Annotated in this window: 14 protein-coding genes; 6 read left to right on the forward strand and 8 right to left on the reverse strand. The window is 43.6% G+C overall.

Features of this window, described 5'->3' with window-relative positions; translation table 11 throughout:
• Window positions 1-319 precede the first annotated feature (319 nt).
• The 5 genes from F0261_RS17960 to F0261_RS17980 are packed head-to-tail and all read left to right on the forward strand — an operon-like array spanning window position 320 to window position 2,487.
• Complete coding sequence (locus tag F0261_RS17960) at window positions 320-985, forward strand: Bax inhibitor-1/YccA family protein (protein ID WP_014949619.1); 666 nt, start codon at window positions 320-322, stop codon at window positions 983-985.
• 56 nt (window positions 986-1,041) lie between these two features.
• The gene (gene tusD, locus F0261_RS17965; protein ID WP_014976653.1) at window positions 1,042-1,431 is read left to right on the forward strand and encodes a sulfurtransferase complex subunit TusD; all 390 of its coding nucleotides are present in this window, start codon (window positions 1,042-1,044) and stop codon (window positions 1,429-1,431) included.
• Entirely contained in the window at window positions 1,431-1,799 is a 369-nt protein-coding gene (locus F0261_RS17970) for a DsrE family protein (RefSeq protein WP_171338595.1), read from the forward strand. Before tusD ends, F0261_RS17970 begins: the two co-directional genes overlap by 1 nt.
• Window positions 1,799-2,143, forward strand: coding sequence for a hypothetical protein (locus F0261_RS17975; RefSeq protein ID WP_171338596.1), 345 nt, complete (start codon window positions 1,799-1,801; stop codon window positions 2,141-2,143). The genes F0261_RS17970 and F0261_RS17975 overlap by 1 nt, the downstream gene beginning before the upstream one ends.
• Window positions 2,140-2,487 (forward strand): TusE/DsrC/DsvC family sulfur relay protein, encoded by a 348-nt coding sequence (locus tag F0261_RS17980; RefSeq protein WP_014949623.1) that lies wholly within the window; start codon window positions 2,140-2,142, stop codon window positions 2,485-2,487. The genes F0261_RS17975 and F0261_RS17980 overlap by 4 nt, the downstream gene beginning before the upstream one ends.
• A gap of 44 nt (window positions 2,488-2,531) precedes the next feature.
• Here the strand turns inward: F0261_RS17980 and F0261_RS17985 are convergent, their stop codons facing one another.
• Window positions 2,532-3,308: a hypothetical protein gene (locus F0261_RS17985; protein ID WP_216600869.1), complete on the reverse strand. Its 777-nt coding sequence runs from the start codon at window positions 3,306-3,308 to the stop codon at window positions 2,532-2,534.
• Window positions 3,309-3,685: 377 nt separating this feature from the next.
• Here F0261_RS17985 and F0261_RS17990 point away from each other — a divergent pair, with 377 nt between their 5' ends.
• Window positions 3,686-4,123: a host attachment protein gene (locus F0261_RS17990; protein WP_014979395.1), complete on the forward strand. Its 438-nt coding sequence runs from the start codon at window positions 3,686-3,688 to the stop codon at window positions 4,121-4,123.
• A 76-nt stretch (window positions 4,124-4,199) separates the two neighbouring features.
• On the opposite strand, the gene F0261_RS17995 is transcribed toward F0261_RS17990, so the two are convergent.
• The 7 genes from F0261_RS17995 to lolA form a co-directional block, all read right to left on the reverse strand.
• Window positions 4,200-4,913: an SOS response-associated peptidase family protein gene (locus tag F0261_RS17995; RefSeq protein ID WP_171338597.1), complete on the reverse strand. Its 714-nt coding sequence runs from the start codon at window positions 4,911-4,913 to the stop codon at window positions 4,200-4,202.
• A 146-nt stretch (window positions 4,914-5,059) separates the two neighbouring features.
• Entirely contained in the window at window positions 5,060-7,024 is a 1,965-nt protein-coding gene (locus tag F0261_RS18000) for a S9 family peptidase (RefSeq protein WP_171338598.1), read from the reverse strand.
• A 64-nt stretch (window positions 7,025-7,088) separates the two neighbouring features.
• A complete protein-coding gene (locus F0261_RS18005) occupies window positions 7,089-10,022 on the reverse strand; it encodes a TonB-dependent receptor (protein WP_014979398.1) in 2,934 nt (977 codons plus the stop codon).
• 501 nt (window positions 10,023-10,523) lie between these two features.
• Entirely contained in the window at window positions 10,524-11,825 is a 1,302-nt protein-coding gene (gene serS / locus F0261_RS18010) for a serine--tRNA ligase (protein WP_039234657.1), read from the reverse strand.
• Between the two features lie 10 nt (window positions 11,826-11,835).
• Window positions 11,836-12,219, reverse strand: a complete 384-nt coding sequence (crcB, locus tag F0261_RS18015) for a fluoride efflux transporter CrcB (RefSeq protein ID WP_014949631.1) — start codon at window positions 12,217-12,219, stop codon at window positions 11,836-11,838.
• 73 nt (window positions 12,220-12,292) lie between these two features.
• A complete protein-coding gene (locus tag F0261_RS18020; RefSeq protein WP_171338599.1) occupies window positions 12,293-13,600 on the reverse strand; it encodes a replication-associated recombination protein A in 1,308 nt (435 codons plus the stop codon).
• Window positions 13,587-14,411: an outer membrane lipoprotein chaperone LolA gene (gene lolA / locus F0261_RS18025; RefSeq protein ID WP_014979401.1), complete on the reverse strand. Its 825-nt coding sequence runs from the start codon at window positions 14,409-14,411 to the stop codon at window positions 13,587-13,589. The genes F0261_RS18020 and lolA overlap by 14 nt, the downstream gene beginning before the upstream one ends.
• Between the last annotated feature and the right edge of the window lie 6 nt (window positions 14,412-14,417).

The following is a 14,417-nucleotide window of genomic DNA, read 5'->3' on the forward strand; positions in this document are numbered from 1 at the left end:
AGGGATTCGAACCCCCGGTGGGTTTGACCCCACGTCTGATTTCAAGTCAGGTGCATTAAACCGGGCTCTGCCAACTCTCCTGAAGTGCTGCGTATCTTAATGATATTTTTATGACTGTAAAGCGAAAAATTAAAAAAGTTGTCTAAGTGCCGAGATTTCAACCAAATAGACTGTTTAGCACGTATAAGAGATGTTTTTATATTCACCTGACACCATTTTCATCTGAAACTACTTGAAAATGGGAACTAAAACCCATACAACATACACTAAACAATTGTGTACCATTTTGGTCATATCATAAGTCCTGTTGGAGGAAACAATGGATCAACGTTCGATGTATTCAAGTGCATCTCAACCATCGGTATTGCAGACGAACAAGGTTCTACGCAACACCTATATGCTGCTTGCGATGACACTGGCGTTTAGTGCGGTTTGTGCTGGTATAGCAATGGCAGTAGGCATTTCTCCTATGATGTCTCTTGTTATGACTATCGGCGCTTTTATTACGTTATTTGTAGTTCAGAAAAAAGCTGATTCAGCATCTGGTATCTACTGGGTGTTTGCATTCACAGGTTTAATGGGTGCATCACTAGGTTACACGCTTAATTTCTATCTAGGCGTTGCGGGCCCAGGCTTGATCATGGAAGCGCTAGGTGCAACAGCCCTTGTGTTCTTCGCGCTTTCTGGCTACGCACTTACCACTAAGAAAGACTTCTCGTTTATGGGCGGATTCTTGGTAGTAGGCCTAGTTGTAGTGCTTGTAGCTGCTATTGCGAACATCTTTTTCGCAGTTCCAGCGGTAAGCTTAGCAATCAGTGCAGCGATTGTGTTTATTATGTCAGGTTTCATCTTGTTTGATACAAGTCGTATCATCCACGGTGGTGAAACAAACTACATTCGCGCGACAGTTTCGCTATACTTGAACATATACAACTTGTTCACGTCTATCCTTCACCTTCTAGGTGCGTTTGGTGGCGACGATTAAAACAGCGTTAAAGGTTGAAAAGAGAAACACCCCTTAACCGGGGTGTTTTTATTTGTATGGCAGAATATTCAGTACTTATCACATCATCACCGTTTCAAGGCGATACAGCGTTACGCGCCCTCTCCTTTGCACAAGGTGTAATCGATAATGGTGATGTAATAAACAACGTTTTCTTTTATAGCGAAGGTGTACACCACACTAATAACTTAATGCTAAAGACGGGTGACGAGCTGTTCGTACTTGATAGCTGGAAGACTCTAGCGACTGAACACAACGTGAAATTACTAGTATGCATTACCGCCGCCGTTAAGCGAGGTATTGTTAGTGAGTTAGAGGCGAAAGAGAATGGGTTGTCTCAGGCCAACTTAACCGCGCCTTTCGAGCAAGCTGGCTTGGGCGAATTCTTCACTGCGCTCCATGATTGCAACAGGTTGGTACAATTCTAATGGCGCAACTACTTATTAGGTTTACGCAAAGCCCTTTTTCCAATGCTAAAAGCCAAGACGGTTTAGATTTTGCGCTTGCTGCAACAAACTATGGGCACGAAGTTAAAGTACTTTTTGAAAGCCAAGGTGTACTGCAGCTTGTTAAGGCAGCGTCTACCAAAGGACTAAAAAATCACACCAAACGTTTAGCTAGCATGCCGTTTTTCGATATCGAAGAATGCTTTGTGTGTAGAGCAAGTGCAGATACCTACGATATTGAACAGGTTCTTGCTAATAACAGTTTAGTTGATGAGTTAGACTGTGAGTGGATAACCCCAGAAGAAAAAGTCACGCTTATCCAAAGCGCAGATCATGTGGTGACATTCTAATGCTTATTACTATTTCAACGCCAAATTTGTGCACTGAATACAAACAGCTTATTGAAGCCACTTATGAGCAATCGACTTCTACTTATGTTGTATTTGTTGGTGATGGCGTTTATGCCCCTGCATTAAACACCGCGTTTTTTGAGCAGCTGGCCAATACGGTAAAAAGCACGGTAGAGAGTACGACAAAAGGCACGGCAAAAGACAAACCAACGCTAAACCTGTCGTTCTTGAGTACAGATGCGGCTACTAGGGGCGCAAATCTTCCCGAACATTTTAATCCAATTTCCCACAAAGAACTTGCTGCAATATCAGCAAAAAATCAGCACTGGATACCCCTTTCATGACACAAGAAACCTATAGCTTCAATTATAAAGGGCAAGCGATCCCTACAGACAAAGCCGGGTATTTACTCGACTATACCCTTTGGGAAGAAGATATGGTTGAGTTGCTGGCGCAAGAAGAGAACATTGAATTAACCGAAGCCCACTGGGAAGTGGTGCGCTTCGTACGCGCATTCTATGAAGAGTACGAAACCAGCCCAGCGATTCGTGCTTTGGTGAAAGCTATGGCCAATAAGTTTGGTCCAGAAAAAGGGAATAGCCGTTACCTGCAGCGACTCTTTAAAAAAGGCCCGGCTAAGCAAGCCACCAAACTGGCAGGATTACCTAAACCTGCTAAGTGCTTATAAAGCTGGTATTGAAAAGGCCAGGCATACATTCGTTCTGTTTTCCGTCAATCGCACCGTTCCGGAAAAGAGTACACTGTCTCTGTACAAGGAGTCTGGCCCTTACTCGCATAGCAAGAACGCATACTCACTGTTCTTTTGCAAATACCTGGAGAAATGGTCTCTAAAATATTTGAAGAGTCTAGACCAGGACCGACATAAGCCCCCCAATATTGGTTTTTTGCCTGGTTTTTAGCAAGTTCTCTTCGGCACTGCTCGTCGTCAGTAAGGGTATTAGTTAATTCATCTATTTCGCCATCCATAAACGCTAGCGCATGGGTCATCCCATCAATTTTAGACATGCCCCTCTCTAGGCTTAGTGCTACCGAATTTAATTTATATTGCTGATTTGTAGAGAGTTCCGACAAAAAGCCAAGTCGAAAAACTAAGCGATTCTCGGTATCACCAACAATAGCAATGCTAGTCTCTCCACTTAAGTCACGATAAACATTAAGATCTACTGAATGGCCATCAATTTCAATTTCTAGACCAGTCAATTCCTCACCTTTACCTAAATCATTGAGATTTAAATCTTTAGCGTTCACGTGGTCTATAATACGACTTTCAATTTGGTTGCTGACCACTTTTTGCCTCTTTGCTCCTTTGTAGTATTCAGAAACAACATAGCATGTGTCTGATGTTTCAGATAATGCCTTTGTAGTTGATGTAAAAGAGGGCTTTTTCGGACTATTAAGGGAGTTTGGCTGCCCAGATTCATTCATGGTCGAAGCATTCACTATTGCGGGTAAGAATAGAAACGTCGCTAATATTCCTATTTTATTCATTGAAAAGTCCTTATCTCTTATTTCTTATGTCCTATTTCTTATAATGGTTAATGTAGACTGCAACCCCTTTACAATCAATATTATTGTACAAAAACATATATTATGATTAGATAAATTACATTATCCTTATGAATTAAGCATAACTCGCTTCTTCCTAGTTATTATTCCTACCAAGCGCTTTGCACGGGTTGTACCCCGATTCGAGGTAGCGAGCAGAGTAGCCGCCCTACAGTTATTTGTTTTAGTTTTGGTGTTGATATTGCAACTCCCCTCTTACATTAGCGTTTTATCTCGGGTTTCAGGCATATTTTTCATACTTGCCTTTTACCGAACATCATAAACGTGAATGTTTTACATAAATGGACATAGGAGGCTGTATGACAGTTCAAAAACACTACGTAATTGTGGCCAACCACGACGACGCCACAGCTTACACCTATACCAACCACGGAAGTGCACTTGTTGAAGTAAAAAAATGGCACAATGAGTTTAGTGGCGCGAGTGACCAAGACATTTATACAGATAAACCCGGCAGACAATCGGCTCCTGCTTCGCAAGTACCAGGCGTTGATAGCATGAATCGAAAAGATGCCGCCGAACTCGAAGATGAACGATTTGCTAGTGACATTGCTGACTGGCTAGATGGTGAGCGTAAACGAGGTGCGTTGGGCTCGATAGATATTATTAGTGGGCCTGGATTCCTTGGTAAACTGAGAAGCGGAATGTCATCTCAATGTTCAGACGTCGTCGACAAAGAAGTGAAAAAGAATGTTTTAGGTGCAGACGAGGAAACCTTACTTTCTTACCTTAAATAAAACGTTATTTGTTAGTTAAATTATCACAGGTGGCTGTTTTTATAGCCGCCTTCCTTTACTCACTTAGAAGTTAAAGTCAGCGGTTTTCGTCAGCCATTAACACGTTAACTTCACCGATTGCCTCGGCGCTTTTAAACGTCTTTACTCGCGTAACTTCAAGATCGGTATAAATACGAGGATTATTCAAAATATATTCTACCTCATTGTTCAATGAGCCTTGTGTGTCTGCCGCTAACCACGCATTTATCGCATGTGCATTATGGGGAAGAAAGCAAGGAATGGATTTTTCATGATACTGACTAAATCCCTCTACGGGTGGGCGTGTCACTACAGCACAGGAAAATAAACCGTTACTAAACCGCCGGTATACCGCGCCCATAAGCAATGCACCAGTAACCGGTTTCATTAGATAGTGCGCTTTTCCTTTGCCAAGTGGATTTGACTCTCCTACTGCAGTTGCGACAACCACAGCGCGTCGTTCACGAATGAACTTGCTCCAATAAGGGCTATCGAGATTTCGAGCGTTAAATGTTGTTCTATCACCTACAGTAAGCGTGTTTCCATTAGGTTTTGCGTCGAACCACCACGTTGCATCGATGGTGCTATCACCCGATACTATTAAATTAGTAATTTGTCGTTCAGGCACTTTTCCAAACGCAGGATAAAAGTTAATGACATTGCTTGTGGAAGATTCGTTGACAAAAAGCGGTATGGTTTGTGTAAGGCCGACTTCTTCAAGTAGCGCTATAACGTCTGGTGAGTCAGTAATACGCTGTATAAATCCGCACATGTATTCCTTCTCTTTTTTATTTATAAACCTGTCTAATACTAACCCTTAGCGTTAGAAAACAAAGCTAAAAATAAAAAAAGGAAACGGTAGCTAACCGTTTCCTTTTGATTTTATTTGCAATTTCTAGTTGCAGTAAAGCATGCCATTTACTGAGTATGCTTATCTAAAAACTTGATCATTGCATCCCAACGCTCTACGTTATTCTCAGGCTTATAGAAACCATGGCCTTCGCCTGATTTCATCATCCACTCGTAGGGCATGTTGCGCTTTTCTAACTCAGCACGCAAGGCAAATGCATGCTCTTTAGGTACACGTACGTCCTCTTCACCCTGAATAATGAAAACAGGAACTTTTATTTTGCTTACATTTTTAACTGGAGACTGTAAATCCCTTTCACCACCCGTTGGCAGCACTTGATTAAGGTAGTTAATGCCTGCTTGGTTTTCAGGGATGTCACCTTTCTCAAGCATCATGTCTAAATCGTATACACCCACGAAACCAATTGTACATTGGTAAAGATCAGGCTCACGGATTACACTTTGTAATGCAGCATAACCACCATATGAACCACCGTAAACGCACATGCGGTCTTTATCAACTATACCTTGTTTAACAAGGTGCATTGTTCCATCGGTCATGTCATCTATCATCGTGGTACCCCACTTACGGAATCCCGATTTTTCAAACGGAAGACCATAGCCACCCGACCCGCGGAAGTTTGGCTGCAGTACTGCGTATCCATGTGACGCTAATACTTTCGCATCGCTGTCCATTCCACTTAATGAATCATAAGGACCGTGTGGCCCACCATGGGGAAGTAAAACAAAAGGAAGGTTTTTAGACTTTCCATCAGGAAGCGTTAGAACTGCCGAAATTTCCTGACCGTCTCTTGCTTTATAGGTGATTAGTCGTGACTTAGGGATCGTTAGATCTTTAAGCCAGGGCCTAGTTTCAGCGAGTTTGACGAGCTTACGTGCTGACTTGTCAAATAAGTAAAAAACTGTGGGGTTATTCGCGTTACCTACACGAAAGATCACTTGATTTGTATCATTAGTAGAAGACGTTGCTTGAACCATTTGCCCTTTAAAGGTATTTGTTAAGCTTGCTAATATTTTTTGATCTTCACTATACTGGACACCGTCCAAAAATACAGAATCAATACCCAAATATTCAAAAGAAGCCCCTTGAACTTCTCTTACTTGGCCATTTTGAACGTGAACAATGGGTGAAACATCCACTTTGTCATGTGCGTAAAGAACAGTGTGCTTTTTTGTATCTACATTAAATGTAGCAAGTGCTTGTGTATCTGTTTCTATGGTACTTAAACCAACAAGAGTTTTGTTATCAGCTAAAAAAACTAAAGGTTGGAAAAATGGGTCGTATGCACCGGCTTCATATGCTGTATACCAATCACTTTCTGGAGACGATCTAACAATTAACGTTTGCTTATTATCTTCGTTAGGGTCAGAGTTAAACATCGCCAATACGTTGCCGTTGGTTCCAGTAATCACCCCTGCTCCACTGCCTGCATAGCGACGTAGCGGCATTCTTCCCATACCACTTTTCCGCCCATTGCTTACTTTCATCTTATAAAGATCTAGGTAAGGCTCTCTTGCGGTCAAATCAACGCTGTAAACCACAACGGCATCGGGATCTGATGGTAAATAGTCAACAATTTGAGAGAACCGCTTATCGCCACTTTCTGAACGCCAGCCAGTTAATATCGTGCTGTCACTTCCGTCAGCGTTCATAGCTATAAGTTCGCCTGTGGGCAGCGGTTGCTCAAAGGAGCCCACTTCACGAGCCATTGTTATTAAGAGACGATCGTCGTTTAGCCAGTTAAATGTACTGACCGACTCTTTCCCTCGCCCACGCGTAATTGATACAACCTCTTGTTTTTTGATATCTAAAACTGTCAGCGAAATTAAACCATCTTCGCTGCGGGATGTTGAGGCTAAGTAGGTACCTTCGGGGGAAATTTTAATATCCAAATATTGAGCATGCTTTGCATAACTTTCAATAATAGGTTGCTGAACGTCCGCAAAAGATGTGCAAGAAAAAGCTAGGCTTCCCAGCATAATCGTTTTCAATAAAGACAAACGCGCTTTCATTTTTTAATTTTCTCCATGAAAAAAGCCTCCGATTAACGGAGGCTTACTACTTCAAGTCAAATTTTTAGAAGTTGTATTTTACGTTAGCAAATACTCTTCGACCGATAAAGTCATATTGAGAGTAAAGAGCTGAGTTACCTAACTCAAAACCACTTGCTGATAGCTGAGGTGGTTCTTCGTCAAACAAGTTGGCTACACCAACAGTAAAGTCAAAGTCTTCGTAAGCAAATGAGCTTGATACCGCGTGGTATGTCGTCCATTTAGTCTCATCGATAAACGTTACCGTTTCACCATTAAGCGTGGTCGTGTTGGTTTCACTTCCGTAGTACTCGTAGTCGTTAGTAGAATCAAAGTAGCTTGCTGTCCACGTAACGCTCCAGTCGTCTCTACCATAGGTTAGTCGTGCAACACCTACGTGCTTAGGAACACCGTTTTCACCAACTTCGTTGTTATACGGAGAATCTTCAAACAGTAAGCCGAACTTTTCAATCTGCATAGTGTGTTCTACGCGGAAACGAACGTTACCCCAATCGAATTCTTCATCGTAAGTGAAGTTGTAGTCAACACCACGTACACGCTGATATGAAATGTTTACATAACCGCCGTTAACCTGGTCAATACCAAAATCGTTTGCGTCTGAACCGTCTCTACGTGTAAACAGATCACATAGCGGCTCGTTAGCAAAATCGATAGAGTTATAACAACGGTTTACGATGTCTGCACCACCCAAGTTGTCAATCTCGTTTGAAATCTCAATGTTGAAATAGTCAATCGAGAATGCGAACGTATCTTCAGGGCTTGTTAGAACAAGACCGATACCTTCGGCAACTGAAGTTTCTGCTTCAAGACGACCTACACCGCCGCTTGTAACAAGCAATGCCGAACTTCCGCCTTGCTCGTAATCCGCAGGAATACCTTCAGCTTGACAGTTTGCAAATACTGTATCGTTGATTGCACCTGAATCGAACTGATTTACGTAGTCAAGACATGGGTCGATAGCTAGCTGACCAGCGAAACCAGTCTGCTCTGCAAGGTATAGCTCGTATAGTGCCGGAGCACGGAAAGACGTACCGCGGCTCGCACGAACGCTCACGCCATCGATGATTGACCAGTTCAAGCCTAATTTAAACGTTGTGTCTGAACCATAAGTATCAACATCGTTCCAACGACCAGAGGCAGTTAGATCTAGTCTTTCAAAGCCTGTTACGTCTTCTAGAAGTGGAACTTTAACTTCCGCGTAAATTGCTTTAGTCAACTGGTCACCAGCTGTAATGCCCGCGCCAGAAAGACCCCAAGAGTTGCCGTTAAGGGTATTCTCTCCAGGAGTATCTTCGATTTCATCTTTTTGAATTTGGAAACCGAACGCTGCGCCTACTTCACCAGCTGGTAAAGAGAACAGGTCACCTGTTACATAACCTTCAAGGGTTTGTTGGTCGTAAGTTGTTTGGCCGTAATCACGACCAAATAAGAACGCTTCTTGTGCTGGAGTTCTGTTACCGAAAAGGAACTGAGGATCAGTCCATGGGATATCTACACACGTGTTGCCGCTAAACTCTGTTACTTCACCAGAGCAGCTCACACCGTCAGCCGCATTAAACTGGGCCATTAGCATTGCGTCGTTATAGATGATGTCCTGTTCGTATTTTCCGTCGTTGTAACTGTACTGGTAAGATAAGTCCCAAGTCCAGAAGCCAATATCGCCGGTAGCACCAACAACACCACGGGTATAGTCAACTTGGATTTCTGAGCTAAAGTGGTCTGTTAACGCAACAGGGAATACAGAACCATCACCATCAAAGCCATCTAAAACATCGGTAGATAGCGTACCAACATCCGCAGTCCAGAACTGACGATAGTCATCAGTCTTTGTTGTACGACGGCTGTGAATAAATTCACCGTAAACAACTACATCATCAGTAAGATTGTATTCGCCAGTAGCATAAATTGAAGCGTTTTGCGTTTCTGGTACAACAGTTTGCTGGCCTAAGAATGGATGATTTTGATCCCACCAACCTTCACTGGCATAGTTATCGTTGAACGAAACCGGATACCAGCCTTCTGGTGTTGTAAAGCCAACGTTAGCATCGTTAATGCTTTCGTATCCGTTATTCGCGAAAAAGTTGTCGTAATCAAATGCAGCCTGCAAACTGCCGCCATAAGCTGAAGATACACCACCATATAGCCATAACCCGTAACCTGTTTCGCTACAGTGGTAATCGCCAGTACGCGGATCGATAGGATCGGTACGCGAACCATCCTCAGCAAACTGTAGACGTTCAGTACAGTTGAAGTAGTCACGGTCGCCGCGGCGGAGCATTGACACCTTGCGGTAGTCAGCAGTCACACGGAATGAGCCTTCTGCGTACTCTTCACCAAAAGAGATGTTAATACGGCGATCTTCACCGCCAGATTCCATCGGCTGGCTAATATCAACGTTTACCGTCTTTTCGTCACCTTTCTTGGTGATGATGTTAATTACACCGGCTACCGCGTCTGAACCATACAGTGCTGATGCACCGTCTTTTAAGATTTCAACACGCTCAATTGCTGAAAGTGGAATGCTGTTCAAGTCGAATGCAGATACAGCACCGCGTGTACCCGCAGGTCCAGCACGACGGCCGTTTAATAGAATAAGCGTACGGTTTGCACCTAGGCCGCGAAGACCAACAGTCTCTGCACCAGTACCGCCATCAGTTACATAACCAACCGTTAACGCTGCAGTTATTTGGCTTGAACCCGCAGCAGCTGTACTTGTACGAAGTAATTCGCCCAGCGTTTTGAGGCCTTCACCTTCAGCATCTTCTACAGAAATAATATCGATAGGTGTGTCATTCGCAAAAGAGTCGGTACGGATACGAGAGCCAACAACTGAAATCTGTTCTACTGTTTCAGCGTCTTGTTCCGCAGAATCTTGAGCGGCGACATAAGGCGTTGCGCCTAAGCCCAGCGCTATGATTATCCCCTGAGATAATCGGTTTAGTGTGTTTCGGTTTTCCATATTTGTTCCCTGGAATTCGGCTTTCTGAACAAACAGAATTACCTGAAAGGTAAGTCCGTTTATCCATGAAGCTTTCTTTTTTTAAGTAAATGTAAATACGACCTATTTTCATTATGTTGATTGAGGCTAATCTACATTTCATTTTTGTTACGTCGAGCGCAACATTAGCCAAAAGTATAAGATATAATTGTAAGTGTCAATTACGACTTTAGCGCATGAAATATATGTGATTTATGACCAAAAAGCGCTATCCATTTACATTTAGAAACAACTTTTATTGCTTATTTTTTGAGCTATAAGGTGTTGTTTATATATGGATTTTATTACATGCCAAGATTTTGCTTAAATAGTATACAAACTTACTCAACAATAAGTATGAGATTCGGTGGTAGGAGGGTAAATTATAAAATCCGATACCTTTTACGGTACCGGATTTTTTTGATGTTCATAGATAACAGGCCCGATTGAATTTGCCATGAGTTATCTACTGGTAGATTTTATTTAAGCACTAGTCGCTTTGATAACTTCTTGGCCAGCCATGTAAGGCACAAGCGCCTTTGGAATCGTAACGCTTCCATCTGCCTGCTGATTGTTCTCTAAAATAGCAACAAGCGTACGCCCTACTGCTAAACCAGAACCATTCAACGTGTGCAGAAGTTCTGTTTTATTCGTTTCTGGGTTACGGAACCTAGCCTGCATGCGTCGTGCTTGGAAGTCCAACATGTTTGAACATGAAGAAATTTCACGATAGGTATTTTGCGCAGGTAGCCATACTTCAAGATCGTAGGTTTTACATGCACCAAAGCCCATATCACCCGTACATAGCAACACTTTGCGGTACGGCAACTCTAGCTTTTGAAGAATAACTTCGGCGTGTCCTGTAAGTGCTTCTAGCGCGTCAAAGCTCTCTTCCGGCTTAACTAGTTGTACAAGTTCTACCTTGTCGAACTGATGCTGACGAATAAGGCCACGGGTATCACGACCGTACGAACCAGCTTCTGAGCGGAAGCAAGGCGTATGTGCTGTCATTTTCACAGGCAGTGTTTTCGCATCTAATATTTCATCGCGTGCAATATTAGTTAGCGGAACTTCCGCCGTTGGAATTAGGCTAAGCCCCTGTCCTTCTTCAGTTGCTGGCTTGGTGTGAAATAGATCCTCACCAAATTTAGGCAACTGACCTGTACCATAAAGGCTGTCAGCGTTAACCAAGTAAGGCACATACATCTCTTGGTAGCCATGTTCTTGTGTATGGGTATCTAGCATGAACTGAGCAATTGCACGATTTAGGCGAGCAATATCGCCGCGCATCACTACAAATCGGCTTCCCGTAAGCTTACTTGCGGTGGCGAAATCTAAGCCGTTGTTTAAGCCTTCAGCCACATCAACATGATCTTTAACTTCAAAATCAAACGTGCGTGGTTCGCCCCATCGAGAAATCTCAACATTGTCATCTTCGTCTTTACCCGCTGGTACAGACTCGTGCGGCAAATTAGGAATGCCTTGCGTAAGGGTGTTAATTTCTTCCAACAGTTCGCTAAGTTCCGCTTTAGCGGCGTCAAGCTCGTCACCAAGCTTACCCACTTCAGCCAATAGCGGTGCAATATCTTCGCCCTGCGCTTTTGCTTTACCAATGGATTTACTTCGTACGTTACGCTCGTTTTGCAGATCCTGTGTTCTGGACTGAAGTGTTTTTCTTTTTTCTTCAAGCGAACTGAAAGCTGCTACATCGAGGTTAAAACCACGGGCAGCTAATCGCTTAGCTGTCTGTTCTATATCGCTTCGCAAACACTTTGGATCTAACATGTGTTTCTAATTATCCTTTCATCAATTGAATGGCTAGCCAACCTGCTATTAGGCAAGCGCCAACGTTAAGAAATACATTTGCTGCGGCTTTAAGCCACAACCCGTTTTCTAATAAAGTTAAGGTTTCAACGGAAAATGTTGAGAATGTGGTAAAGGCACCTAATAGCCCTACACCGATAAGCGCTCGGTAAGGAGAGTCGCTTAAATCATGACGTTCGATAAAACCGTACAGTAATGCGAGTGCAAACGACCCGACCACATTCACCGTTAGTGTACCAAACGGCATGTGTTTTCCAAATAAGGAATCAACACTTGTGGTAACAAAATAGCGTAAACAGGCGCCGGTCGCACCGCCAGCGGCAATAAAACAATACAAAGCTAACCCTTGAGGCACGAAAACTCCCTAGCGCATTTTTTTATTAACTAATTCATATAATCTGAACTAGTTGAGTTACTTGTCTGCAACTTTACCTTTTATTGTTACTTCTCGCATTAAGTGAATCGAGAAATTCACGCTTGGCTTTCAAAGCTTTCTCTAAACCGCGCTCGTTAGGATTATACAAGCGAGTACCGGCAAGGCTATCTGGTAAGTATGTTTCGCCAGCTGCGAAGGCATTCGGCTCGTTGTGTGCATAGCGATAACCGTCTCCATGACCCAGTTCTTTCATAAGCGATGTAGGTGCATTGCGCAAATGCATAGGAACCGGTGCATCAGAGGTCTTTCGCGCCAGTGCTTTGGCTTCATTAAACGCCATGTAAAGCGCATTACTTTTTGCAGCTAAGGCACAGTAAACGGCGGCTTGTGCAATGGCACGCTCGCCCTCTGCTGGCCCTACTCGGTGAAACGTGTCCCAGGCATTAATACAAAGCTGCATCGCTCTTGGGTCTGCATTACCAATATCTTCAGACGCGATGGCAAGTAGACGTCTTCCTACATACAGCGCGTCTCCCCCGCCATCAAGAATTCTTGCGTACCAGTAAAGGGCTGCGTCTGGATCTGAGCCTCTAACAGATTTATGAAACGCGGAGATTAGGTCGTAGAAGGTGTCGCCTTTATTGTCGTAACTAGCAACTTTTTCGCCTACCGCATGCTCAACATCGCTTACGGTTATTTCGTTTGCTCCGGTGAAGTCGGCAGCAAGCTCTAAATAGGTGAGAAGACGACGTGCGTCGCCGCCACTTAAATCGATAAGCGCGTTTCTGGCTGTTTCTTCAATACCAAGGGCTCTGTCACCCAGACCTTTTTCAGTATCGCTTAGCGCTCTATCAATCAATTCAGACAGTGCTTCGTATTCGAGTGTCTTTAGCACATAAACACGTACACGAGATAAAAGCGCTTTATTTAATTCGAACGAGGGATTCTCTGTCGTTGCGCCAATAAAGGTAACAACGCCAGACTCAACAAATGGAAGAAACGCGTCCTGCTGACTTTTGTTGAATCGGTGTACTTCGTCAACAAATAACAAGGTTCGCTGATTATAACGGGCGTTTTCTTCAGCCGTATCCATGGCGGCTCTGATGTCTTTTACCCCAGAGGTAACCGCAGAAATACGCAATACAGATGCGTTGGTGTATTGAGCAATGAGTTCAGCAAGGGTAGTTTTACCGGTACCGGGCGGTCCCCACAAAATCATAGAATGGCAGTGACCCGCCTCTAACATCTTACGAAGAGGCTTACCTTCGCCAAGTAAGTGTTCTTGACCGCTGTACTGCTCTATGGTGACCGGGCGCATTCGCGCCGCGAGGGGCGCGAAATCTTGATTAACGCTGGTCATCAATTATGAAGCTGTCTGGAATATCAACTGAGAACGTATCAGCGGGCACTGGAAAGCGCGTTTCAATATTACTGAACACCAAAGTGCTGATTTGCTGTTGCGCATCGAGCATATTAAGCGAAGCGAGTTCACTGTCTTGGTTAAAAGTTAATGTAAGCGTAGCGATTTGGCCGCCCTGTTCTTTAGGCGTGATTTGGTAGCTTTTTGTTACGCTAACACCATTGATGTTGTCTGCCGCGCCGTTTTCAGGTGTTACAGCCGATGAACCGCTATTTAATTGATTGATAGAGAACTTTGACCACGTTGCTTCGTCTGTCGATGTAAGCAAAACAATAGGGTTATCTTTAATCGCATTGGATTGAGATAGGACTGTCACCTGCTCTACGAAGGTATCCACATTCCAAACCGCTTCGCCATCGGCAACCAAAAGGGTTTCATCAGGAAACGTTGTTTCCCAGCGAAGCTTATTGGGGCGGGTCATGGTCAGCGTGCCTTGTGCTTCGTGAACGACATTTTGCTGTGCATCGACTACTGTCTGCGCAAAGCTTGCACGAAACTGCTTCATATTGCTTAACAACGCCTGCAGTGACGTACTCGCAGAATCATTGATAAGCGATGAAGTTTTAGGCTGACTAGTGTTTACTGTGGCATTAGCCTGAATAGCGTCATGAGCACTGACAACCTCGTGAGCATTGTTCTTGCCAATAGTTGAACCTGTTGAATCTAATTCTACCGCAGCGTTAGCAGCAGTCATTGCTGTACCTGCCGTTACCAATGCACTCACAAAATAAACCGAAACTGCTTTATTCATTTATTC

Source organism: Alteromonas sp. 07-89-2 (assembly GCF_013113925.1).
In the GTDB taxonomy this organism is placed as follows: Bacteria; Pseudomonadota; Gammaproteobacteria; order Enterobacterales; family Alteromonadaceae; genus Alteromonas; species Alteromonas macleodii.